Source organism: Telluria sp. RB2R28 (genome assembly GCF_059685835.1).
The window spans coordinates 237,501-261,732 of record NZ_JCASIK010000003.1 but is presented as its reverse complement, the minus strand read 5'-3'; the positions used below and the strand labels follow the sequence as shown (position 1 = coordinate 261,732).

Here is a 24,232-nt window from a genome sequence, read left to right as displayed (position 1 = left end):
AAGCGTAAAATACCACTTTATGCAGGATCCGCCGAGTTAACAGACAACTTGCGAAGCGGAATATAAATGTCGCTAAAGCGTCGCAGGCTCAGTTTGCTGCGGCAGAATTATGACCCGTAACAGGAGCCTTCATGTCGAACGACTACCTCTTTACCTCTGAATCCGTTTCCGAAGGCCACCCAGACAAGGTGGCTGACCAGATTTCCGACGCCATCCTCGATGCGATCCTCACTGAGGATCCAACCGCCCGCGTCGCTGCAGAAACGCTGTGCAATACCGGCCTCGTCGTTCTCGCCGGTGAAATCACCACCCACGCCAACGTCGACTATATCAAGGTCGCACGTGACACCATCAAGCGCATCGGCTACGACAATACCGATTTCGGTATCGACTACAAAGGTTGCGCCGTCATGGTCTGCTATGACAAGCAGTCGCCGGACATCGCCCAAGGCGTCGACGAAGGCAAGGGCATCGACCTCGACCAGGGCGCCGGTGACCAGGGCCTGATGTTCGGCTATGCCTGCGATGAAACGCCAGAGCTGATGCCAGCTGCCATTTACTACGCGCACCGCCTGGTCGAGCGCCAGTCGCAGCTGCGCAAGGACGGCCGTCTGCCATGGCTGCGCCCGGATGCCAAGTCGCAAGTCACGCTGCGCTACGTCAATGGCCGCCCCGTGGCCGTCGATACCGTCGTGCTCTCGACCCAGCATCATCCTGACGTGACGCATGCGCAGATCGAAGAAGCCGTCATCGAAGAAATCATCAAGACCACGCTGCCGCGCGAGTGGCTCAAGGACACCCGTTTCCTGGTCAACCCGACCGGCCGCTTCGTCATCGGCGGTCCACAGGGCGATTGCGGCCTGACCGGCCGCAAGATCATCGTCGACACCTACGGCGGCGCAGCCCCGCACGGCGGCGGCGCGTTCTCGGGCAAGGATCCTACCAAGGTCGACCGTTCGGCTGCGTACGCCGCCCGCTATGTGGCGAAGAACATCGTCGCTGCCGGCCTGGCACGTCAGTGCCAGGTGCAGGTCAGCTACGCCATCGGCGTGGCGCGTCCGATCAATATCACCGTGTACACCGAAGGCACCGGCGTGATTCCGGACGACAAGATCGCAGCGCTCGTCAACGAGCACTTCGACCTGCGCCCGAAAGGCATCGTCCAGATGCTCGACCTGCTGCGTCCGATCTACACCAAGACCGCTGCCTACGGCCACTTCGGCCGCGAAGAGCCGGAATTCACCTGGGAGCGCACCGACAAGGCAGCCGAGCTGCGCGCAGCGGCCGGCCTCGCCTAAGTTCCTGGCGCGCACACCGCGACAGCACCGCAAACCCCAAAAATTGCCCTGCAGTTTTTGGGGTTTTTTCTTGCTGACTGCAACCAAGGGACGCCATGCAGGTACTGCCCATCTATCAAGTCGATGCCTTCACAAACCGGCTGTTTGGCGGTAATCCGGCCGCCGTCGTCGTGCTGGACGCGTTTCCCGACGACGCGCTGCTGCATGCGATCGCTGCCGAAAACAACCTGGCCGAGACCGCGTTCCTGGTGCCGCATGACGGGCAATACCGGCTGCGCTGGTTCACGCCGCTGGTCGAGGTGCCGCTGTGTGGCCATGCCACGCTGGCGAGCGCGGCGGTTGTCATGGAACGGCTCGAGCCCGGTCGCACCGAGGTCGTGTTCGACACGGCGAGCGGGCCGTTGCCGGTGCGGCGTTCAGCAACCGGCTACGTGCTGGATTTTCCTGCCCGCAAACCAGAACTGGTGGTGGCGCCGCCCGGTCTGGCAGCGGCCCTGGGCTGCAATCCGCACGAAGTGCTCGAAGTCCTTGACGATGGTTTCACCTACACGGCCGTGCTGGCAGACGCACGCGCCGTACGCGAACTCGCGCCGGACGTCGGTGCCATCGGGCGCCTGGCGCGGCCCGGCCTCGCCGTGACGGCGCCGGGCGACGGTGACTACGATTGCGTCAGCCGCTACTTTGCACCGGCCAAAGGCGTGCCGGAAGATCCCGTCACGGGCAGCGCCCATTGCGCGCTTGCGCCATACTGGGGCGCGCGGCTGGGCAAGACGACACTGCGCGCCTTCCAGGCATCGCGCCGCGGCGGCGAACTGGCGTGCCGGCTGGTCGATGGCCGCGTCGAGCTCGAAGGTGGATGCGTGTTCTATCTCGAAGGCCGCATCACCGTCTGAATCACCCGCTTTCATTTCACAGGAACCCCCATGCTCAAAATTCTCGGAAAAGCTGCATCGCTCAACGTGCGCAAGGTCTTGTGGACCTGCAGCGAACTGGACATCCCGTTCAAGCGCGAAGACTGGGGCGCAGGCTTTCAGTCGCCCCAGCAGGAAGCCTTCCTTGCGCTTAACCCGAACGCGACGGTGCCGGTCATTGTCGATGGCGACTTCGTGCTGTGGGAATCGAACGCGATTTGCCGCTACCTGTGCGCCAACAGCGCCGAACAGCACCTGCTGCCGCCTACGCCGCGCGCCCGCGCGCTGGTCGAGCAATGGATGGACTGGCAAGCCACCGAACTGAACAATGCCTGGCGCTATGCGTTCATGGGACTGGTGCGGGGCAGCCCGGCGCACCGCGATCCGGATCAGATCGCAGCGAGTATCGCCAGCTGGCACCGGCATATAGGCATCCTCGAGCGCCAGCTGGCCACCACTGGCGCCTACGTGACGGGCGCGCAATTCTCGCTGGCGGACGTCGTACTCGGCTTGTGCGTCAACCGCTGGCTGCTCACGCCGATGGAGCGGCCGCACTATCCGGCCGTGCTCGCTTACATGGAACGCCTGAATGAACGTTCAGGATTCCGGACGTTCGGCGCCAACGGCGAGCCGTGAATGTTGAACAGTCGGCCGTTGCTGTCGGGTCACGCCGTGTCCCGATGCTCGGCCAGGCAAGCATATCCATGGCGGATCAGGCGTGCTAAACTACTCCGTTCCGAGGAGCGTTGCGACTGAAAGACTCCTTTCAGCCAGGCTCGGATATCAGCAACTGCGCTCACGTTACTTTTTTCTAATCATTGAAAGGAGGGCGTGATGAACGCCGTACTCAAAGAAACTGCCGACTATCTGGTCGCCGACATTTCCCTGGCCGCCTGGGGCGAAAAAGAAATCCGCATCGCTGAAACCGAGATGCCGGGTTTGATGGCCATTCAGGAAGAATACGCTGCCACGCAACCGCTCAAGGGCGCGCGCATTGCCGGCTCGCTGCACATGACGATCCAGACCGCCGTGCTGATCCGCACGCTGGAAGCCCTGGGCGCCACCGTGCGCTGGGCATCGTGCAACATCTACTCGACGCAAGACCACGCTGCCGCGGCCATCGCCTCGGTCGGCACGCCAGTGTTCGCCGTCAAGGGCGAAACCCTGGACGAATACTGGGAATACACCCACCGCATCTTCGAATGGCCAGGCGACAGCCACGCCAACATGATCCTTGACGATGGCGGCGATGCCACCCTGCTGCTGCACCTGGGCGTGCGCGCTGAAACCGACATCTCGGTGCTCGACAAGCCGGGTTCGGAAGAAGAAATCTGCCTGTTCAACGCGATCAAGGGCCGTCTGGCACGTGATCCGAAGTGGTACTCGAAGCGCCTGCCGGAAATCAAGGGCGTGACCGAAGAAACCACGACCGGCGTGCACCGCCTGTACCAGATGCACCAGGAAGGCAAGCTGGCTTTCCCGGCCATCAACGTCAATGACTCGGTCACCAAGTCGAAGTTCGACAATCTGTATGGTTGCCGCGAATCGCTGGTTGACGGCATCAAGCGCGCGACCGACGTCATGATCGCCGGTAAAGTTGCTGTGATCGCCGGTTACGGTGACGTCGGCAAGGGCTCGGCACAGGCCATGCGCGCATTGTCGGCGCAGGTGTGGGTCACCGAAATCGATCCGATCTGCGCACTGCAGGCGGCGATGGAAGGCTACCGCGTCGTGACGATGGATTACGCCTGCGAACACGGCGACATCTTCGTGACTTGCACCGGCAACTACCACGTCATCACCGAGCAGCACATGCTCAAGATGAAAGACCAGGCCATCGTCTGCAATATCGGTCACTTCGACAATGAAATCGAAGTTGCCGCGCTCAAGAAATATGAGTGGGACAACATCAAGCCGCAGGTCGATCACGTCATCTTCCCTGATGGCAAGCGCATCATCCTGCTGGCCGAAGGCCGCCTGGTGAACCTTGGTTGCGGTACGGGTCACCCGTCGTACGTGATGAGCTCGTCGTTTGCAAACCAGACGATCGCCCAGATCGAACTGTTCATGAACACCGAGCAGTATCCGGTGGGCGTGTACACGCTGCCGAAGAAGCTGGACGAAAAAGTCGCGCGCCTGCAACTGCGCAAGCTGAACGCCCAGCTGACCACGCTGACCGACGAGCAAGCCAAGTACATCACGGTGAGCCAGGACGGTCCGTACAAGCCGGAACACTACCGTTATTAATCAGTCCTGGACTGTGCACTAGCTGTTCCGTTGTTCTGTGAAACGCCTTTCGGGGCGTTTCGTTTATCCAAATCCACGAAAGTCTGTAACGATGCGCCTGTTAATCACCTGGCTGATCAATGCCGCGGCCCTGATGGCCCTGCCTTACCTGATGCACTCCGTCGAAGTTTCGAGCGTCGGCACCGCCCTGATCGCGGCGCTGGTGCTGGGCCTGGTCAACACGCTGATCCGGCCCGTGCTGGTGCTGTTGACGCTGCCAGTGACGCTGCTCTCGATGGGCCTGTTCATCCTGGTCATCAATGCTGTGCTGTTCTGGCTGGTGGCGAACGTGGTGGGTGGCTTTGAAGTGGCCGGTTTCTGGTCGGCCTTCCTGGCAGCTATCCTGTACAGCATCATTTCGTGGGCGCTTTCTTCCTTGCTTCTCTCCGACAAAGATGGAAACTCCTGATTTCAGTATCGAGTTCTTCCCGCCCAAAACGCCGGAAGGTGCCGAGAAACTGCGCGTGACGCGGGCCAAGCTGGCCGAGTTGCAGCCCAAGTATTTCTCGGTGACGTTCGGCGCCGGCGGCAGTACCCAGCAGGGTACGCTGCAGACGGTGCAGGAAATCCAGGCCGCCGGCCACGAAGCCGCGCCGCACCTGTCGTGCGTGGGCGCCACGCGCGAGTCGATCCGCGCCGTCCTCAAGCAGTACCAGGACAGCGGCATCCGGCGCATCGTGGCGCTGCGCGGCGATTTGCCAAGCGGTTACGGCGGCGCCGGCGAATTGCGTTATGCCAGCGACCTGGTCGAATTCATTCGCCAGGAAACCGGCGACTGGTTCCGCATCGAAGTGGCGGCCTATCCTGAAATGCACCCGCAGGCACGTTCGCCGCAGGACGACCTGCAAGCGTTCGCGCGCAAGGTGAGCGCTGGCGCTGACGCCGCCATTACCCAGTACTTCTACAATGCCGACGCGTATTTTTCGTTCGTCGACAATGTGCGCAAGCTGGGCGTGACGGTGCCGATCGTGGCCGGCATCATGCCGATCACGAACTACATGCAGCTGATGCGGTTCTCGGACATGTGCGGCGCGGAGATTCCGCGCTGGGTGCGTCTCAAGCTGGCCAGCTTCGGCGACGACAGCGCGTCGATCAAGGCCTTTGGCCTGGATGTCGTCACTGGCCTGTGCGAAAAGCTGCTGGCCGGCGGTGCGCCGGGGCTGCATTTCTACAGCATGAACCAGGCAGTGCCGACGACGGCGATCTGGCAGCGGCTCAGGCCTTGAGCGGTTGCGCCAGTGTGATTTGAACGCGTGGGCGGCGGAGCCGACTGCGCGTCCCGGCCCACCCTACGCCATCGTGTGATCTGCTAAGGGTAGGGTGGGCGGCTTGCCGTCCACGCGTTCAACCCACGTTCGATATGTCCGGTTACCTCACGCTTCGGTAATCACCCGATCGAGCGGCACATCGTGCGCGTCACCGACAAACTCGACCAACTGGCACGCATACGCGATGCCCACCGTGCTCGGGCGCGGCTCGGGCGCCAGCGTCCGGTCATAAAACCCGCCGCCATACCCCACGCGATACCCCAAAGCATTGAACCCCAAACACGGCACCAGCAATGCCGGCGGCCGCGCCACCATGCGCAACTCGGCCGGCACCGCCACGCCCATCCGGTCGGCCACGGTCGGCTCGCCCGGCAACCACTCGGCAAATTCCAGCGCCGCATGGCGCGCCACGACCACAGGCAGCGCCAGTCGTACGCCTGCCGCCGCCATTTCCGCGTACGCTGGACCCAGATCCGGCTCGCCCGCGAGCGGCCAGTAGACGGCCAGCGAGGCGTGGGGATTGGCCTGCCACCACGCCAGCACCTGCGCGCCGATGCGCTGGTCCCACGCGGCCTTGTCGGCTGGATCGAGCGCACGCCGCCGGGCCTTGAGTGTGTCGCGCAACAACGCCTTGTGTTGATGTGGTTGCTGTAGAGCACTTGTGTCTGGGTGCGGCACGGAGGCGCGTGGTATTCTTGGTTCGCCGGTCATGGTTTCAATGCAGCGTATTGTGAGAGTGGTGGATGTTTCAATCGAAATTGTCTGTCGGCGTGTTGCCGGCTGCTATTGCCCTTGTTCTGAGTCTGGCGTTCGCGCCAGGCGCAGCGGCCCAGGAAGACCCGGAAGCACCCGCGCCCGAGGTAGCACTGTCCCCCGTTCCGGCGGGTGCGCCCACCGTGGCGGGCGCCGCCAGCCGCGCCGACGACGACAACTTCATGTTGCTGCGCGAAGCGGCGCGCCAGAACGACGAAGCGCGGGCCAACGCCATCGCGTCACGCTTGCCGGTGACCAATTATCTGCTGGCGTCCTACGTTGACTATTATCGTCTGAAACCGCGCCTGCGCGATGCCATCCAGGACGAGGTGCTGCAAGTGCTGCGGCGCCACGAAGGCACGGCGGTGGCTGAACAGCTACGCGCCGAGTGGCTGATGGAGCTGGGCAAGCGGCGCGAATGGAACACCTTCGAACGCGAAGCAGGCGCGCTGGCCCAGTCCGGCAGCCTGCCGATCCGCTGCTACGCGCTGCTGGCCAGGGCCGAGCGCGGCGAGCGCGTCGCCGACGAAGCGCGCGCACTCCTGAAAACCCCGGCCGGCTATGGCGACGCCTGCGGCTCCCTGATTGCGCAACTGGTGGCCAATGGCCAGTTCACCGAAGCCGACCTGCTGACGCAACTGCGCCTGGCGGGCCTGGACAATGCCAGCGGCCCGGCGCGCCGCGCTGCTGTCTTGCTCGGCTTGCCCGAAACCCGGGCCACCCAGGCAGTCGACCTGCCCGCCGTGGCCATGGCGCGCGGGATTGGCAACAGCCGCGCCGAGCGCGAGCTGTACCTGGTCGCCGTGGGCCGCATGGCGCGCACCACGCTGCGCCTCGCCGTGGCTGGCCTGGAAAAGAACAGCGCCCAGTTGACAGCCGAAGAACGCGCCATCGGCTGGGCCAATGTGGCGCTGGCCGCCTCGATCGTGCTGGCGCCCGAAGCACACGCGTATTGGGAACGGGCGAATGGCGCGCCCCTGAGCGACTTCCAGATGCAGTGGAAGACGCGCATGGCGCTGCGCCGCGGCGACTGGAAAACCGTGCGTGCCACGATCGAGACGATGCCGCCGGCCTTGCGCGCCGACTCGACCTGGGTCTACTGGCTCGGGCGCGCGCACCAGGGCGAAGGGCGCCCGGCCGAAGCGCGCGCGCAGTGGCAGAGCATCGCCGGCCAGACCACCTTTTATACCCAGCTGGCCCAGGAAGAGCTGGGCAACCAGGTCGTCGCGCCGCCCCCGATCGCGCCGATCACGGCCGCTGAACTGGCCCAGGCCACGGCGAATCAAAGTCTGCAACGGGCACTGAAATTCTACGATCTGCGTCTGCGCGCCGAAGGCAACCGCGAATGGAGCTGGGGCTTGCGCAACCTGTCCGAACGCCAGTTGCTGGCCGCCGCCGAGCTGGCGCGCCGCAACGAGCTGCTCGACCGCATGGTCGAGACGTCGCTGCGCACGCGCACCGAGTTCAGCTACGACCAGCGCTTCCCGGCGCCGCACCTCGACGTATTGCGGCCTACCGCCCAGGGCCTGAGTCTCGACAAGGCCTGGGTGTATGGCCTGATCCGGCAAGAGTCGCGCTTCATCCGCGATGCGCGCTCGGGCGTGGGCGCATCGGGCCTGATGCAGGTGATGCCTGCCACCGGCAAATGGGTGGCGGCCAAGATTGGCCTGAATAACTTTGTCACCAGCATGCTCAACGACCTGCACGTGAACATCACGCTCGGGGCCAACTACATGACGATGGTGCTGAACAATTTTGAAGGCTCGCAAGTGCTGGCCACGGCCGCCTACAACGCCGGCCCGAGCCGTTCGCGCACCTGGCGCAGCCGGCTCGATGCGCCGATGGAAGGCGCGATCTTCGTCGAGACCATCCCGTTCACCGAAACACGCGGCTACGTGCGCAACGTGATGGCCAACGCCACCAATTACGCGTCGATCTTCGAGGGCAAGCCGCAGTCGCTCAAGGCGCGCCTGGGCACGATCACGCCGCGGCCATCCACGTCCGTGCTGGACTGACAGGCTGACCCCGCCGCGCTTCACCGTGCTGTCGGGCAAGCGCCTTGACAGCCGCGGCATTGGGCCGCAAGCTGATGTCGATTACCGCAGCCGTCCCGGGCGTCCATGCGCCGCCCGGGACGCCCTTCGCCACGTACCCGACGAGACCCCATGCAGACCATCGAACGCGACCCGATTCTCACGCACACCCTGGACCAGACCCGCAGCCCCGGCTTGACGCTCATCATCGGCAACAAGAACCTGTCGTCGTGGTCGATGCGCCCCTGGGTCGCGGCCATGGCCTTCGGGATTCCGTTCACTGAAATCAAGGTCCTGCTCGACCAGCCCGACACCGCCAACGAGATCGCCCGCTACTCGCACGCAGGCCGCGTGCCGGTGCTGCTGGCCGGCGAAATGACCGTGTGGGACAGCCTGGCGATCACCGAATACCTGGCCGAGCAATTTCCCGACAAGCATATGTGGCCGCAGGACGTGGCGGCGCGTGCGCTGGCGCGCTCGATCGTGGCCGAGATGCACGCCGGCTTTGGCGAACTGCGCAGCGCCATGCCGATGAATATCCAGGCTCGCCTGCCGGGCCGGGGCCGCACGCATGGCGCGCAGGCCGACATTGGCCGCGTCTGCGAAATATGGGAAGACTGCCTGTCGCGCTTTGGCCATCACCAGTTCCTGTTTGGCGCGTTCTCGATTGCCGACGCGTTCTATGCGCCGATCGTGCTGCGTTTCCAGACCTATGGCGTGATGCTGGCCCCGGCGCTGCAAGCGTATTGCGAGCGCGTGCTGGCCCATCCGGCCGTGGCGCGCTGGGTGAACGAGGCGATGCTGGAAACGCACCCGACGCCGTTGCACGACGCCGATTTGCCGGAGTAAACGATGCGCAGTTATGTTGTCGGCGGCGCCGTGCGTGATGCGCTGCTCGGGCTGCCGGTCAAGGACCACGATCACGTGGTCGTGGGCGCCACGCCCGAACAGATGATCGAGGCGGGCTTTCGCGCCGTGGGCAAGGATTTCCCGGTCTTTCTGCACCCGAAGACGCACGAGGAATATGCGCTGGCGCGCACCGAGCGCAAGACCGCGCCAGGCTACCACGGCTTCGTGTTCCATGCGGCGCCCGACGTTACGCTCGAACAGGATCTGGTGCGGCGCGACCTGACCATCAATGCGATGGCGCAGGGCGAGGATGGCGTGATCGTCGATCCGCTGGGCGGCCAGCGCGACCTGGAAGCGCGCCTGTTCCGCCACGTGTCCGACGCCTTTGCCGAAGACCCGGTGCGCATCCTGCGCGTTGCGCGCTTTGCCGCGCGCCTGCCCGAATTTAAGGTTGCCAGCGACACCAATGCTCTGATGCGCCAGATGGTCGAGGCAGGGGAGGTCGACGCCCTCGTGCCCGAGCGCGTCTGGCAAGAGCTGGCGCGCGGCCTGATGGAACGCCAGCCGTCGCGCATGCTGCTCGTGCTGGACGAGTGCGGCGCGCTCGCGCGCCTGTTGCCCGAGCTCGATACGCAAGAGCGCACGCTGCGCGTCATCGACACCGCCGCGCAGCAGGATCACCCGCTCGAGATCCGTTTTGCGGCCCTGATGCGCGACGTTGGCACAGCGGCCGTCGAGGCGGTGTCGAAGCGTCTGAAGGTGCCTAATGAATGCCGCGACCTGGCCCTGATGACGGCGCGCGAGCATGGCATGCTTGCGCAGGCACGCGAGCTCGATGCCGACGCGCTCGTCACACTATTCGAGCGCAGCGACGCCTTCCGCAAGAGCGCGCGCTTTGTCCAGATGCTGCTGGCCATGCGTTGTCACGCCAAAGATACTGAACACGACCCGGCCGGCGACTGGCTGCTGCAAGCCCTTGGCGCGGCGCGCGGCGTGGATGCGGGCGCCGTGGCGGCGCGCTGTGACCAGCGCGACCGGATTGCACAGGCCGTGCACCAGGCGCGCGTCGAGGCAGTGGCTGCCATTTGTAATAAAGTGTGAAAAACCGCCCTGTAGAGCGTCACAGTTACATGTAGTTACACCCTGCGTACAGTGTGGGCCAGCGGTTTGTTATTCTTCCACATGGTCAATTGTTGCGTTGGAGAAAAACGATGTTCAGGATGCTGGTACGGCGGGTAGGGAGCTGGGTACGGCGCCGCCGCCTGTTATTGGCGAGCCTGGCCGTCGTATTGATGAGCGCGCTGCTGGTGTTCCTGTACACCCGCACCGAGGTGATCGACCCCGAAGTGCGCAGCAACGTCCTGCTCAACCTGCGCGAATTCGAAAAGCTCGACGCCGAATGGGACGCCAACCTGCTGCGCGCCCACACCGGCCGCGCCAGCATCCGGCCCGACCTGAGCTCGCAACTGCCGCGCATGCGCATTCTGATGGCGCGCCTGGAAGAAGCCGCGCCGCTCACCGGCAGCCGCGCCGCCACCGAGGCCTGCGCCGATCTGCGCACGGCGCTGCGCAACAAGGAAATGCTGGTGGCCGAGTTCGCGCGGCACAATCCGCGCCTGCGCGCAGCGCTGCTGCACATGCCACCGGCCGTGGCCGACCTCAAAACCGAAATTTCCGGCATCGAAGGCGCGCTGGCGCCGGCCCAGTTCGTCGTACGGCTCGACACGACCCTGAATGCGCTGCTGACCGACATCCTGCGCTACAACATCGCCCCATCGCCCGCGCTGGCCAACCGTATCGAAGAAATCCTGGGCAATGTCGCCGCTCAGGAGATCGCCTTTTCGCCCGCTGTCGTCGACAAGATGGACGCCGTGATCCTGAGCAGCCGTGTGATCCTCGAAAAGCGGCCGCTGGAAAACCTGCTCGAAGCGCAGATCGCTGCCGTCGGCAGCGACATCGTGCTCGACCGTCTGGAGCAGGAATTCGAGCGTTCGTTCACCACCGTGCTGCTCGAGCGCCAGCGTTTTCGCGGCTACCTGGCAGCGTATTCCGGCCTGTTGCTGGTGCTGCTGGCCTATGCCGGCGTGCGCCTGCGCCGCAGCTACCGCATCATCGGCGTCGTCAACCGCCGCCTGCAGGCGGCCAACGAAACGCTCGAGCAGCGCGTGGCCGAGCGCACCGCCGAGCTGCAGGCGCAGTCGGTCCAGCTCGAGCGCCTGGCCCAGCACGACAGCCTGACGGGCCTGATCAACTACCGGCAACTGACCCGCCTGCTCGAACGGGCGCTGGCCCGGGCCGACCGCCGCGACAGTGTCGTGGTGCTGATGTTCATCGACCTGGATGGTTTCAAGGCGGTCAACGATACCTGGGGCCACGCGACCGGCGACCTGGTGCTCAAGACCGTCGCGCGCCGCGTGCAGGCCAGGCTGCGCGCCGAAGATGCGCTGGCGCGCCTGGGTGGCGATGAATTCGTTATCCTGCTCGAAGACGTGACGTCGCGCGACGGCGCGCTGCGCGTGGCGCGCCTGGTGCTGGCCGAAATCGAATCGATCACCGAGGCCGATGGTCATGCCATCCGGATCTCGGCCAGCATCGGCATCGCCAGCGCGCGTGGCCAGATGGGCGCGGCGCGCGGGCAGGAAGCGTTGCTGGCCGAGGCCGACCAGGCCATGTACGCCGCCAAGCAGGCCGGCAAGGGCCGCTTCGTGGTCAGCGAGCAGGCGCAGTGGCGCGACGAGGACGACCCGGCAGGACTGGCGCCGGAGCAGGCGCGGCGCGAGCGTCCGAAAGAGGGCGCTGCCGGCAGCACTGGTACCGGCACAGGCACAAGCAAGGCAGACGCCGGCCGGATCGGCTAAGATTTACGGGCGACATCGACTGGTTGTCGCGCACGGGAAGGTGTGAACATGCTGGACAATCCATTACGCCGCTGGTTACAGGGCTTGCGCGGCAAGAAGGGGCAGCCGCCGGTCCTGGTCAAGGAGTTGCACGAGCGCGACCGCCGCCGTGTGCTGCGCCATCTGCTCGCGCTCGACAAGGATGACCGCCTGCTGCGCTTTGGCAGCATGATGTCCGACGATGGCATCACGGCGTATGTCGGCAAGCTCGATTTCGAGCGCGACATCGTCTTTGGCGTCGTGAGCAATGTGTTCCAGCTGGTGGGCATGGGGCACCTGGCGTTCGCGCCGACCGAAGGGCGCACCGGCACGGCCAAGGCGCAGGTGGCCGAGTTTGGCGTCTCGGTGTCGGCCTCGGCGCGCGGGCAGGGCGTGGGCACGCGCCTGTTCCAGCGCGCGGCGATCCACTGCCGCAACTCGGACGTCGACACGCTCTATATGCAGTGCCTGACGTCCAACAAGACGATGATGCATATCGCAAAGAAAGCCGGGATGGTCGTCACACGCGAATACGGCGAGGCCGACGCCCACCTCGAATTGCCACCGCCCAGCCCGGGCAGCGTGATGGCCGAGGCGTTGGAGGAGCAGTTCGCGGCGATCGATTACACGGTCAAGGCCAATACGCGGGCGGCAGTGAAGTTCTTCACGCCACGAAAGCCGCGGCAATAACTCACACCAGCGGCATCGCCGTCGTTTCCTTGATCCGCTGCAGCGCAAAGCTCGACTTCACATCCAGCACGGCCGGATGCTTGAGCAGCGTGCCCATCATGAAGCGCGAGAAGTGGTCCATGTCGCCCACGTGCACGCGCAGCAAAAAGTCCATGTCGCCCGTCATCGCATAGCAGGCAACGACTTCGGGCCAACTGCCCACCGACACCGCGAAATCGTTGCGCGGAGACGTTGCTGGCAAGCCCGGCTGGCGCGTGGTGCTGGCCACTTCGCTGTGCTTTTCCAGCCGCACGTTGACGTACGCCAGCAGGCCGAGGCCGATCTTGTCCGAGTCGAGCAGCGCCACGTACTGGCGAATCACGCCCGCTTCTTCCAGCCGCTTGATGCGGCGCAGGCACGGCGACGGCGACAGGTTCACGCGCTCGGCCACATCCTGGTTCGACAACCGCCCATCGTTCTGCAAAATCTCCAGGATTTTGCGATCTGTTTTATCCAGCTCAATCTTTGACATACCTTCCCCACGTCCGTCTTTTGTATGGCAATTTTATTGCGCAATTCAAGAAGGAGGGGGAATTGTTTGGAATTTAATGCTGGGGGGGCAGGTCTATACTGGCGCAAGACGGGAGACCACTCCCGCCAAGAAGCGAGATGCAGGAAATGCACCGCTTCCGGCAACCGCCACCAGTTTCTTGGAGACACAATGAACGCACCCCTGGACCGCGCCCACCTGGCGTCGCCGTCGCCCGTACCCGCACCCGCACAAGACATCACGCTCGACGACAAATGGACGCTCGAGCGCGGCCGCGCCTTCATGACCGGCACGCAAGCGCTGATCCGCCTGCCGATGCTGCAGCGCGAGCGCGACGTCAAGGCTGGCCTGAACACGGCCGGCTACATCACCGGCTACCGCGGCTCGCCCGTTACCTCGGTCGACCAGACCGCGATGAAGGCCAAGGCGCACCTCGACGCGCACCACGTCAAGTTCCATCCCGGCATGAACGAAGACCTGGCGGCGACCGCTGTCTGGGGCACCCAGCAAACCAATCTGTACAAGGACGCGAAGTACGACGGCGTGTTCTCGATGTGGTACGGCAAAGGCCCGGGCGTCGACCGCTGCGGCGACGTGTTCAAGCACGGCAACAACGCCGGCTCGTCGCAATACGGCGGCGTGCTGGTGCTGGCCGGCGACGACCACGCGGCCAAATCGTCGTCCACCGCGCACCAGTCCGACCACATCCTGACCCACTGCGGCATCCCGGTGCTGTACCCGTCGTCGGTGCAGGAATACATCGACTTCGGCCTGCACGCCTGGGCCATGAGCCGCTATACGGGCCTGTGGGTATCGATGAAATGCGTGACCGACATCATCGAGTCGGGCGCCGTCGTCGACCTCGATCCGGACCGCGTGCAAACGGTCATCCCGACTGACTTCCAGCTGCCCGAGGGCGGCCTGAACATCCGCTGGCCGGACGCCGTGCTGGACCAGGAAGTGCGGATGAGCAACCACAAATGGTATGCCGCGCTGGCCTATGCGCGCGCCAATAAGCTCAACCGCATCATCTGGGACAGCCCGCAGCCGAAGATCGGCATCATCACCGCCGGCAAAAGCTATCTGGACACGCGCCAGGCGCTGGCCGACCTTGGCATCGATGAGCAGGCCGCGCAGGACATTGGCCTGCGCCTGTACAAGGTCGGCATGACCTGGCCGCTCGAAGCCGAAGGCGTGCACGAGTTCGCACGGGGCCTCGACGAAATCCTGGTGGTCGAAGAAAAACGCCAGGTCATGGAATACGCGCTCAAGGAAGAGCTGTACAACCTGCCCGACGGCGAGCGTCCGCGCGTGGTCGGCAAGTTCGACGACACGGGCGAATGGAGCAACAAGAACCGCATGGGCCATGGCGACTGGCTGCTGCCGGCCACGTACGAGCTGAACCCGGCGCAGATCGCACGCGCCATTGCCTCGCGCATCGGGCACTACTGCGCCGGCCACCCGGTCGCCGAGCGCGTCGCTCAGCGCATCGCGTTCCTCGAAGCCAAAGAGCTGGTACTGCGTAACATCCCGGCCAAGGCGAACCCGGAAACCGACCGCATCCCGTATTTCTGCTCGGGCTGCCCGCACAACAGTTCGACCAAGGTGCCGGAAGGCTCGCGCGCGATGGCCGGCATCGGCTGCCACTACATGGTGCTGTGGATGGACCGCGAAACGTCGACCTTCACGCACATGGGCGCCGAAGGCACCACCTGGATCGGGCAGTCGCCGTTCACCGACGAGAAGCATGTGTTCGTCAATCTGGGCGACGGCACCTACTTCCACTCGGGCATCCTGGCGATCCGCGCCGCGGTGGCGGCCAAGGTCAACATCACCTACAAGATCCTCTACAACGACGCGGTCGCCATGACGGGCGGCCAGAACGTCGACGGCCCGCTCGACCCTGGCATGATCAGCCGCCAGATCGCAGCCGAAGGTGTTACGCCCATCATCGTCGTCACCGACGAGCCGGACAAATACCCGAGCGACTACGCCTGGGCGCCCGGCACCACGGTGCGTCACCGCTCCGAACTGATGGACGTGCAGCGTGAACTGCGTGAAATGCCCGGCGTGTCGGCCGTGATCTATGACCAGACCTGCGCTTCCGAAAAACGCCGGCGCCGGAAGAAAGGCGAATTCCCCGACCCGGCCAAGCGCGCCGTGATCAACGAAGCCGTCTGCGAAGGCTGCGGCGACTGCTCGGTGCAGTCCAACTGCCTGTCGGTCGAGCCGCTGGAAACCGAACTGGGCCGCAAGCGCCAGATCAACCAGTCGTCCTGCAACAAGGATTATTCGTGCGTGTCGGGCTTCTGCCCGAGCTTTGTCACCGTCGAAGGCGGCGGCCTGAAAAAGCCGAAGAAGGCTGCAGCGTCCGACGCGGCGCCGCCGGTGCTGCCAGAGCCCGTCATTCCATCGGTTGCCACGCCATTCGGCATTCTCGTGGCCGGCGTGGGCGGCACCGGTGTCGTCACGGTTGGCCAGATCCTGGCAGTGGCGGCGCACGTCGAAGGCAAGGGCGCGATCGTGCTCGACCAGAGCGGCCTGGCCCAGAAGGGCGGCCCCGTGATGTCGCACGTGCGCCTGGCCGAACATCAGGCCGACCTGCACTCGACGCGCGTGGGCACCGGCAGCGCCGACCTCGTGATCGGCTGCGACCAGATCGTCACGGCCAGCCGCGACGCGTTGTCGCGCATGGGCGAAGGCCGTACCTGGGCCGCCGTCAATTCGAGCACTGCCACCACGGCCGCGTTCGTGAAGAACCCGGACTGGCAATTCCCGGCCGAAGGTTCGCGCGGCGCGATCGAGCAAGCCTGCGGCAAGGCCAATGTCGAATTCCTCGACGCCGGCAGCATCGCCACGGCGCTGCTGGGCGACGCGATCGCCACCAATATGTTCATGCTCGGCTACGCGTTCCAGAAGGGCCGCGTGCCGCTGCGCGAAGCCTCGCTGCTCAAGGCCATCGAACTCAATGGCGTGTCGGTCGCATTCAACAAGGCGGCCTTCAACTGGGGCCGCAGCGCCGGGCACGATCTGGCGGCTGTCAGCAAGTCGGCGATGCCGGCCAAGGTGATCGAGTTCAAGCGCATGCAGACGCTCGACGATGTCGTCAAGCGCCGGGTCGAGCTGCTCACGGCGTACCAGGACGCGGCGTATGCGGGCCAGTACACGGCCTTCGTCGAGCAGGTCAGGGCGCAGGAAGCGCGCCTGGGCAAGGGCACGCGCCTGTCGGAAGCCGTGGCCAAGTACCTGTACAAACTGATGGCGTACAAGGACGAGTACGAAGTCGCGCGGCTGCACACCGATCCGGCGTTCCGTGAAAAAATCGCCAATATGTTTGAAGGCGATATCACGCTCAAGTTCCATCTTGCCCCGCCGCTGCTGGCCAAGCATGACAAGGAAGGCCGCGCCATCAAGCAGGAGTTCGGCCCGTGGATGATGCGCGCGTTCGGCGTGCTGGCGAAGTTCAAGGGGCTGCGCGGCACGGCGTTCGACGTGTTCGGCTACACCGCCGAGCGCCGCGTCGAGCGCGCCCTGATCGGCGAATACCGCGCGACGGTGGCGGCTCTGCTGCCCAAGCTCACGGAGGACAACCTGGCGCAGGCCGTGGCGGTGGCCAGCATTCCGGAAGACATCCGGGGCTACGGGCACGTCAAGGAGCGGCACCTGAAAGCGGCGAAGGCAAAAGAAGCGGCGCTGCTGGCGGCATTCCATGCGCCGGCAGGTGCAGCACCGCGCGCGGCTTGATGGTGTTTTGATCACGCCGGCGCGGGTGCGCGCCGGCGTTGTCTGATGGATGCTTGTCGGCTTGGCATGCTTCGTTGTCGCCTGGCCTCACTGTGACATTTGGTGGTGTTGTGCAGGAAAACCGCCGTCTATAATCATCCGCATGAGCCCGACATTCTCCCTCCCGCGCAAGGCAATTCCCGTCCGTCTGATGTCAAGCGCGCTGGGTGCGCTGCTGGTTCTTGCCGGCTGCGGCGGCGGTGGCGGCTCGCCCGGTGTGGGGGCGCGGCCACCCGTGGCGGACACGGCGCCGGTGACGCCAGCCCCGACCCCGACCCCGACCACTAGCGGCGCCACGCCGGAAGACCTCAATCCCAACCTGCTCGGCGACGCCTACGGCACTTACTGGAACAAGTGCGCTGCGCCGCGCACGGGCTTTGACGCCAGCGGCAAGGCCTTCCCCGATGTGCAGGGCACGCTGCTGGACGAACTCAAATTTCTGCGCGCCTGGACCAACCAGTACTACCTCTGGTACAACGAAGTCCCGAACACCTACAAGATGGCCGATTTCAAGAGCGCGATCGCCTACTTCGACGTGCTCAAGACCCCGGCCGTGACCGCCACCGGGCAAGCCAAGGACCGCTACCACTTCACCTATCCGACCGCCGAATGGGAGGCGATGCAGACCCAGGGCATCGACCTGGGCTACGGCATCACGTGGTCGCGCAACGCGAACGGCACGGCGCCGCGCACCTGGCTGATCACGGCTGTGGAGCCGGGTTCGCCGGGCGCCGCCGCCGGCCTGCTGCGCGGCGATCAGCTGACGAAGATCGATGGCATCGACTTCATCAACGCGACCGACGCGGCATCGATCACGCGCATCAACCTGGCGCTGTTCCCGGAAACCGCCGGCAGCGCGCACCGCTTCACGCTGCAGCGCGGCGGCGTGCCGTTCGAGGTGACGATGACGGGCGCCGACGTGCGCATCGCACCGGTCAAGAACGTCAAGATCATCGAAACCGCGACCGGCAAGGTCGGCTACCTGACCTTCGACACCTTCAATGCGGTCTCCGAAAAGCAGTTGATCGATGCCTTCACCACGTTCCGCCAGGCGGGCGTGAACGACCTGGTGCTCGACATCCGCTATAACGGCGGCGGCCTGCTGTACCTGGCCAGCCAGCTGGCCTATATGGTTTCGGGGCCGGAGTCGACGGATGGCAAGGTGTTCGAGCAATCGCAGTACAACGACAAGTTGCCGCGCGAAGCGCCGCTGCCGTTCCGCTCGACTGCGTGGGGCTTCGCTTCGAGTAACCCGGTGCGCACCGGCACGCCGCTGCCGACGCTGGGCCTGAAACGCGTGACGGTGCTGAGCACGGCCGGCACCTGCTCGGCCAGCGAATCGGTGATCAATGGTTTGCGCGGCGCCGACGTCGAGGTCATCCAGATTGGCGGCACCACCTGCGGCAAGCCGTACGGCTTCACGCCGGTGCCGAATTGCGGCACGACCTATTTCTCGATCGAGTTCAAGGGCGTCAACAACAAGGGCTTCGGTGACTTCACCGATGGCTTCGCGCCGACCTGCCAGGTCAGCGACGACCTGACGCGACCCGTGGGCGACGAGAGCGAAGGCTTGCTGGCCGCCGCGCTGACCTACCGCGCGACGCAGGCGTGCCCGGTCTCGACCACGAGCCGCGCCCGCGTCGCACCGATGGAAATCGTGCGGCCGCAGGTGAAAGAAATCGCGATCCGGCCGACGCCCGGCGCACCACCGCGCTGAGCAGACCAGCCGTATTGACGGGCGGCGTGGCCAATCGGCGCGCCGCCCTTTGTGTTTCCAGAACTTAACTTTGCGTCAAGAACACGTCTATAATCGTCGGCTTCCCTGTCACCTGCCGGAGCTTCTCGATGATTCGTTCTGCGTTACTGCTGGCCCTGCTGTCTGCATTCCCCCTGGCGCACGCCGCTACCCCCGATCTGACGACGATCTCGGAACGCTCCGGCTTCCAGGCCACGGGCCGCTACGATGAAACGATCGCGCTGTGCGCGGCGTTTGCGCAGGCGTATCCGAAGCAGGTCCAGTGCATCGATTTCGGCATCACGCCGGAAGGCCGCCCGATGAAGGCGCTGGTGGCCAACAACAACGGCGTGTTCACCCCCGCGGCGGCCAAAAAGGCGGGCTTGCCCGTCACGCTGATCCAGGGCGGCATCCATGCCGGCGAAATCGACGGCAAGGACGCCGGTTTCCTGGCGCTGCGCGAGATCCTCGAAGGCCGCGCGGGCAAGGGCGCGCTCGACAAGCAGGTGCTGCTGTTTGTGCCGGTGTTTAACGTCGACGGTCACGAGCGCTTTGGCAAATGGAACCGCCCGAACCAGCGCGGCCCGGTGGAAATGGGCTGGCGCACCACCGCCCAGAACCTGAACCTGAACCGCGACTACCTGAAGGCCGACGCGCCGGAAATGCAGGCGATGCTGGGCCTGGTGAACGCCTGGGATCCGCTGACGTATGTCGACCTGCACGCGACCAACGGCGCCAAGTTCCAGCACGATATCTCGATCCAGGTCGAGCCGGTGTATTCGGGCGACGCGGAATTCCGCAAGGCTGGCCTGGCGCTGCGCACCAATGTCATCAAGGACATCGCGAAAGAGGGCTCGACGCCGCAGTCGTACTACATGTCGTTCGTGAAGCAGGACGATCCGATGTCGGGCTTCGAGGACAGCGTGTCGGATCCGCGTTTTTCGACCGGCTACTTCCAGCTGCGTAACCGCATGGCGATGCTGGTGGAAACCCACTCGTGGAAAGAATACCCGGTGCGCGTACGCATCACCCGCAACACCGTGGTCTCGGTGCTGAACCAGGTCGCAAAGCACGGCGCGGACTGGCAAAAAGCGGCCTACGCGGCCGACGCGCGCGCCGCAAAACTGGGCAACAAGAAGGTGGCGCTGAACTACCGCACCACCGACAAGACCGAGATGGTCAATTTCAATGGCTACGAATACACGCGCAAGCCGTCCGAAATCTCGGGCGGCCTGATGACGCGCTACGATGAAACCAAGCCGCAGGTGTGGCGCGTGCCGCTGCGCGACGAGGTTGTCGCCGACGTGGAAGTGACGGCCCCGGGCGCCGGCTACATCGTGCCGGCTGCGCAAGCGGCGATCGTCGGCGAGAAGCTGCGCCAGCATGGCGTCGTGTTCCGCAAGCTGGACCAGGGCATTACTCGCGCGAATGTCGAGACCTTCCGCGCCGACAAGGCGACGCTGGACGCCGCCTCGGTCGAAGGGCACCAGCGCCTGACGGTCACGGGCAAGTGGACGGCGGAGCCGCGCGCAGTGACGGCCGGTTCGCTGTTCGTGCCGATCGCGCAGCCAAAGGCGCGGCTGGTGGTGGCCATGTTTGAACCGCAGGCGCCCGATTCGCTGCTGGCCTGGGGCACGTTCAACACGGCCTTCGAGCGCAAGGAATACATGGAAGACTACGTGGCCGAAGACGTGGCGCGCGAGCAGATGGCGGCCGACCCGAAAGTGGCGGCCGAATTTGCCCAGCGCCTGGCGTCGGACCCAGAGTTTGCCAAGGATCCGCAGGCGCGCCTGGCGTTCTTCGCCAAGCGGCATTCATCGTATGACGAGCGGTTGAATCTGTATCCGGTGCTGCGTACGGATACGGCGCTGTAACCTGGCTCCTGCAGACCGACCCGCCTTACGTGTCTGTCTGCAAGAGACTGCGTGAATTCGCATTCGTGCGAAATACGATCGGCTGCTCGATCACGTGGGCGTTGTCCAGCCCGGCCGGGCGCTGGCTGGCAAAGCGGATCACCTTGTCGACTTCGCCGCGCTTGGGCGACTTGCTGCAGACGGGGTCGGTCGCTGCCGCGTCACCGGCGAGCATGAATGCCTGGCAGCGGCAGCCACCCAGGTCGCGCCCTTTTTCGTCGCAGCTGCGGCATGGCTCCTGCATCCAGTCATTACCACGGTACGCATTGAACGCGGTGCTGGTGCGCCAGATGTCGGCCAGGCCCACGTCGCGCACGTTCGGCAGGTTCAGGCCCGGCAGGTCGCGCGCATTGTGGCAGGGCAGCGCCACGCCGTCCGGCGCCACGCCGAGAAACACCGCACCCCAGCCATTCATGCAGGCCTTGGGGCGGTCCTCGAAATAATCCGGCACCACGAACAGCAGCTTGCAGGCGTCGCCAATCCGCTCGCGGTACTCTGCCACCACGCGTTCGGCGTCACGCACCTGTTCGAGCGTCGGCATCAGCTGGTTGCGATTCTTCATGGCCCAGCCGTAGTACTGGGTGTTGGCCAGCTCGAGGTATTCGGCGCCCAGCGCCAGCGCCATCTCGATGATCTTGCCGACATGCGGCAGGTTATAGCGATGCAGCACGCAATTCATCACCATCGGGTAATCGTATTGCTTGATCAGCTTGGCGACTTTGAGCTTGAGGTCGAACGTCTTGGTGCTGCTCAGGAAATCGTTGAGCTCACGGGTGGAATCCTGGAACGACAACTGGATATGATCCAGCCCGGCGTTCTTGAGGGCCGCGATGCGGGTTTCATTCAGGCCGACACCCGACGTGATCAGGTTGCTGTAAAAGCCCAGGCGGCGCGCTTCGGCGACCAGCTCTTCGAGGTCGTCGCGCATCAGCGGCTCGCCCCCCGAAAACCCCAGCTGCACGGCGCCCAGCGCGCGCGCTTCGCGCATCACCCGCACCCATTCGCCCGTCGTCAATTCATTGCGCACCGCATCGTAATTGAGCGGGTTATAGCAAAACGCGCAGTGCAGCGGGCATTGGTAGGTCAGTTCGGCCAGCAGCCAGAATGGCGGCGACACAGTGGGCGAACCGCTGCCGGCAATAACGGTTGGCAGCATCATTCGATCCACTTGTGCTGGTGGGCGTGGGCCAGCAAGCCCTCGATATCGGTGCGCAGGCCGGTGGCCTGGAATCTGGTTTCCAGGTCGTGCACGATCTGGTCGACCGTGGTCTTGCCGTCGCAGCATTTCAGGATTTCGCCGGCGCTGCCATTCAGTTTGACCATGCCTTCCGGGTACAGCAGCACGTAAGCCTGCTGGGCGTCTTCCCATTGCAGGCGAAAGCGCCGGTTCAGGGCCGGTGTGGCGGGGATGAGGGGATCGTTCATGTTGGATAGGCTTTTTCGATGGCGTCCAGCATGGCCCACAGGATGTCCAGCTTGAACTTGAGGATCTCGAGTGCACGCTCCTGCTGCGCCCTGGTCGTGAAATAGTCGAGCGTCACGGCCAGGCCATGGTCGACATCGCGCTGGGCCAGCGGAATGCGGCTGCGGAAATAATGCAGGCCGGCCGGTTCCACCCATGGATACTGGGTTGGCCAGCCGGCCAGCCGGTCCTTGTGGATCTGCGGCGCGAACATCTCGGTCAGCGACGAGCACACGGCCTCTTGCCACGGCGAGCGGCGCGCAAAATCGACATACGCATCGCAGGCAAAGCGCACGGCCGGCACCACATGCTGGAGCGACCACAGTTCGGCGCGGGGAATACCGGCCGCCTCGCCCAGCTGGGTCCAGGCTTCCATGCCGCCCTGGGCGTCGCCCTGGTAATCGTCGTAGCCGTCGTGGTCCAGAATGCGGGCGATCCACAGGCGGCGCGTCGCGCGATCGTCGCAATTGGACAGGATCGCCGCATCCTTTTTCGGGATGATGAACTGGTAGTAGAAGCGGTTGGCGATCCAGCCGCGCAGCTGTTCGGGCGAGCATTGCCCGGCATTCATGCGCAGGTTGAACGGATGATGGATATGGTAGCTCTTGCCCATCGCCCGCAACTGCTGTTCGAATTCGGCGCGCGACCAGGGCGCCAGCTGGTCGCTGCTATCGGGGGAGGGCGTCATAAGGTAATGTCCATGCCGTCGAACGCGACCTCGATGCCGTGCGTGGCCAGTTCGGCACGCTCGGGCGAATCTTCGCGCAGGATCGGATTGCTGTTGTTGATGTGGATGAGGATCTTGCGGCGCGCCGGCATGCGCGCCAGCACCTCGATCATGCCGCCCGGTCCGGACTGCGGCAGATGGCCCATCATGTGGGCCGTTTTTTTCGACAGGCCGAGCGTGATCATTTCGTCGTCGCTCCAGCAGGTGCCGTCGACCAGCAGCACATCGGCCTGGCGCATCGCCGCTTCCACCGCATCGGTCATCTGGCCCAGTCCGGGCGCGTAGAACACGCGCGCACCGCTGGCGCTGTCGTGCAGCATCAGGCCGATATTGTCGCCCGGGTGCGGGTCGTTGCGGTGCGACGAATAAGGCGGGGCCTTGCTCGACAGCGGAACGGGCAGGAACGTCGTGTCGCGCAGCGGCGCAATCGGGAACGGCTGGCCATCGATCGCCAGCGTGTGCGGCTCGACGCCGCAATAATGGCCAAGCACGCGCGTCAAAGGCAGCGCTTGCGACAGGTCGGCCAGCACCTCGGCGGTCGCATACAGGGGCAGGGGCGTGCCGCGCTCGCGCAGCATCAGCAAGCCAGTCACGTGGTCGATCTGGGCGTCCATCAGCAGCACAGCCGCAATACCGGTGTCGCGCACGGCGCGGGCAGGTTGCAGGGCGGGTGTGGCGCGGATTTGCACCAGGATATCGGGGGATGCATTGACCAGTACCCAGTCGATGCCATCGTCGCTCACGGCGATCGAGGATTGGGTGCGGCTTACAGCCTGGATGGTGCCGTTGCGGATGCCATCACAGTTCAGACAATTACAATTCCACTGCGGAAAACCACCTCCCGCTGCCGAACCAAGAATGCGGATTTTCAACAGCGTATCCAACCTTTCACATGGTTATCGCTGATAACCGGAGTGGCAGGTACCGATGACAGGATCGTTCATTGGTACCTGCCGGAATTAAACATCAACGGTTCAGCACGTACATGGTGATTTCAAAACCCCAACGGAAATCAATTGCTTCAGGTGTTTCCCAGCGCATGGTAAGCCTCCTAGTGAATGCATGATGGTATGTTGCGAGTGATGGTCGTCGACTACGCGACGACATCTGATTGTGACG

Annotated in this window: 21 protein-coding genes and 1 riboswitch; of the genes, 14 read left to right on the top strand and 7 right to left on the bottom strand. The window is 64.5% G+C overall.

Annotation, left to right across the window (positions count from 1 at the left end):
* Nucleotides 1-131 precede the first annotated feature (131 nt).
* The 6 genes from metK (at nucleotide 132) to metF (ending at nucleotide 5,721) form a co-directional block, all read left to right on the top strand.
* The gene (gene metK, locus AC56LV_RS13430; protein WP_499558298.1) at nucleotides 132-1,298 is read left to right on the top strand and encodes a methionine adenosyltransferase; all 1,167 of its coding nucleotides are present in this window, start codon (nucleotides 132-134) and stop codon (nucleotides 1,296-1,298) included.
* A gap of 95 nt (nucleotides 1,299-1,393) precedes the next feature.
* Nucleotides 1,394-2,191: a PhzF family phenazine biosynthesis protein gene (locus AC56LV_RS13425; protein ID WP_499558296.1), complete on the top strand. Its 798-nt coding sequence runs from the start codon at nucleotides 1,394-1,396 to the stop codon at nucleotides 2,189-2,191.
* Between the two features lie 30 nt (nucleotides 2,192-2,221).
* The gene (locus AC56LV_RS13420) at nucleotides 2,222-2,845 is read left to right on the top strand and encodes a glutathione S-transferase family protein (RefSeq protein ID WP_499500401.1); all 624 of its coding nucleotides are present in this window, start codon (nucleotides 2,222-2,224) and stop codon (nucleotides 2,843-2,845) included.
* A gap of 96 nt (nucleotides 2,846-2,941) precedes the next feature.
* Nucleotides 2,942-3,014: riboswitch (S-adenosyl-L-homocysteine riboswitch) on the top strand.
* 29 nt (nucleotides 3,015-3,043) lie between these two features.
* A complete protein-coding gene (gene ahcY, locus AC56LV_RS13415; RefSeq protein WP_499558294.1) occupies nucleotides 3,044-4,456 on the top strand; it encodes an adenosylhomocysteinase in 1,413 nt (470 codons plus the stop codon).
* Between the two features lie 91 nt (nucleotides 4,457-4,547).
* Nucleotides 4,548-4,904, top strand: coding sequence for a phage holin family protein (locus AC56LV_RS13410; RefSeq protein ID WP_332531946.1), 357 nt, complete (start codon nucleotides 4,548-4,550; stop codon nucleotides 4,902-4,904).
* Nucleotides 4,891-5,721 (top strand): methylenetetrahydrofolate reductase [NAD(P)H], encoded by an 831-nt coding sequence (gene metF, locus AC56LV_RS13405; RefSeq protein ID WP_332531947.1) that lies wholly within the window; start codon nucleotides 4,891-4,893, stop codon nucleotides 5,719-5,721. The genes AC56LV_RS13410 and metF overlap by 14 nt, the downstream gene beginning before the upstream one ends.
* A gap of 147 nt (nucleotides 5,722-5,868) precedes the next feature.
* Here metF and AC56LV_RS13400 read toward each other — a convergent pair whose 3' ends face one another.
* The gene (locus AC56LV_RS13400) at nucleotides 5,869-6,474 is read right to left on the bottom strand and encodes a 5-formyltetrahydrofolate cyclo-ligase (protein ID WP_499558293.1); all 606 of its coding nucleotides are present in this window, start codon (nucleotides 6,472-6,474) and stop codon (nucleotides 5,869-5,871) included.
* 32 nt (nucleotides 6,475-6,506) lie between these two features.
* On the opposite strand from AC56LV_RS13400, the gene AC56LV_RS13395 reads away from it, so the two are divergent.
* The 5 genes from AC56LV_RS13395 to AC56LV_RS13375 all read left to right on the top strand — a co-directional run bounded on the left by AC56LV_RS13395 (nucleotide 6,507) and on the right by AC56LV_RS13375 (nucleotide 12,964).
* Nucleotides 6,507-8,531, top strand: a complete 2,025-nt coding sequence (locus AC56LV_RS13395; protein WP_499558291.1) for a lytic transglycosylase domain-containing protein — start codon at nucleotides 6,507-6,509, stop codon at nucleotides 8,529-8,531.
* Between the two features lie 150 nt (nucleotides 8,532-8,681).
* On the top strand, nucleotides 8,682-9,398 hold the full coding sequence (locus tag AC56LV_RS13390; RefSeq protein ID WP_499558289.1) for a glutathione S-transferase family protein: 717 nt from the start codon (nucleotides 8,682-8,684) through the stop codon (nucleotides 9,396-9,398).
* Nucleotides 9,399-9,401: 3 nt separating this feature from the next.
* Nucleotides 9,402-10,499: a tRNA nucleotidyltransferase/poly(A) polymerase-related protein gene (locus AC56LV_RS13385; protein WP_499558287.1), complete on the top strand. Its 1,098-nt coding sequence runs from the start codon at nucleotides 9,402-9,404 to the stop codon at nucleotides 10,497-10,499.
* Between the two features lie 110 nt (nucleotides 10,500-10,609).
* Entirely contained in the window at nucleotides 10,610-12,256 is a 1,647-nt protein-coding gene (locus tag AC56LV_RS13380; RefSeq protein WP_499558285.1) for a diguanylate cyclase, read from the top strand.
* Nucleotides 12,257-12,304: 48 nt separating this feature from the next.
* Nucleotides 12,305-12,964 (top strand): GNAT family N-acetyltransferase, encoded by a 660-nt coding sequence (locus tag AC56LV_RS13375; protein WP_332531953.1) that lies wholly within the window; start codon nucleotides 12,305-12,307, stop codon nucleotides 12,962-12,964.
* A gap of 1 nt (nucleotide 12,965) precedes the next feature.
* Here AC56LV_RS13375 and AC56LV_RS13370 read toward each other — a convergent pair whose 3' ends face one another.
* Nucleotides 12,966-13,475 carry an Lrp/AsnC family transcriptional regulator gene (locus tag AC56LV_RS13370; RefSeq protein ID WP_183554481.1) on the bottom strand — a complete coding sequence of 170 codons (510 nt, stop codon included), beginning with the start codon at nucleotides 13,473-13,475 and terminating at the stop codon, nucleotides 12,966-12,968.
* Nucleotides 13,476-13,664: 189 nt separating this feature from the next.
* On the opposite strand from AC56LV_RS13370, the gene AC56LV_RS13365 reads away from it, so the two are divergent.
* The 3 genes from AC56LV_RS13365 to AC56LV_RS13355 all read left to right on the top strand — a co-directional run bounded on the left by AC56LV_RS13365 (nucleotide 13,665) and on the right by AC56LV_RS13355 (nucleotide 20,885).
* Nucleotides 13,665-17,237: an indolepyruvate ferredoxin oxidoreductase family protein gene (locus tag AC56LV_RS13365; RefSeq protein WP_499558283.1), complete on the top strand. Its 3,573-nt coding sequence runs from the start codon at nucleotides 13,665-13,667 to the stop codon at nucleotides 17,235-17,237.
* Between the two features lie 142 nt (nucleotides 17,238-17,379).
* Entirely contained in the window at nucleotides 17,380-18,993 is a 1,614-nt protein-coding gene (locus AC56LV_RS13360; RefSeq protein ID WP_499558281.1) for a S41 family peptidase, read from the top strand.
* Nucleotides 18,994-19,121: 128 nt separating this feature from the next.
* Nucleotides 19,122-20,885 carry a M14 family metallopeptidase gene (locus AC56LV_RS13355; RefSeq protein WP_499558279.1) on the top strand — a complete coding sequence of 588 codons (1,764 nt, stop codon included), beginning with the start codon at nucleotides 19,122-19,124 and terminating at the stop codon, nucleotides 20,883-20,885.
* A gap of 25 nt (nucleotides 20,886-20,910) precedes the next feature.
* Here AC56LV_RS13355 and pqqE read toward each other — a convergent pair whose 3' ends face one another.
* The 5 genes from pqqE to pqqA form a co-directional block, all read right to left on the bottom strand.
* Nucleotides 20,911-22,080, bottom strand: a complete 1,170-nt coding sequence (gene pqqE, locus AC56LV_RS13350) for a pyrroloquinoline quinone biosynthesis protein PqqE (protein ID WP_499558277.1) — start codon at nucleotides 22,078-22,080, stop codon at nucleotides 20,911-20,913.
* Entirely contained in the window at nucleotides 22,080-22,349 is a 270-nt protein-coding gene (gene pqqD, locus AC56LV_RS13345) for a pyrroloquinoline quinone biosynthesis peptide chaperone PqqD (protein ID WP_499558275.1), read from the bottom strand. Before pqqD ends, pqqE begins: the two co-directional genes overlap by 1 nt.
* Nucleotides 22,346-23,074: a pyrroloquinoline-quinone synthase PqqC gene (pqqC, locus tag AC56LV_RS13340; protein ID WP_499558273.1), complete on the bottom strand. Its 729-nt coding sequence runs from the start codon at nucleotides 23,072-23,074 to the stop codon at nucleotides 22,346-22,348. The genes pqqD and pqqC overlap by 4 nt, the downstream gene beginning before the upstream one ends.
* Nucleotides 23,071-23,988: a pyrroloquinoline quinone biosynthesis protein PqqB gene (gene pqqB, locus AC56LV_RS13335; protein ID WP_499456824.1), complete on the bottom strand. Its 918-nt coding sequence runs from the start codon at nucleotides 23,986-23,988 to the stop codon at nucleotides 23,071-23,073. The genes pqqC and pqqB overlap by 4 nt, the downstream gene beginning before the upstream one ends.
* Before the next feature lie 91 nt (nucleotides 23,989-24,079).
* Nucleotides 24,080-24,154: a pyrroloquinoline quinone precursor peptide PqqA gene (gene pqqA / locus AC56LV_RS13330; protein WP_183555285.1), complete on the bottom strand. Its 75-nt coding sequence runs from the start codon at nucleotides 24,152-24,154 to the stop codon at nucleotides 24,080-24,082.
* Nucleotides 24,155-24,232 lie beyond the last annotated feature (78 nt).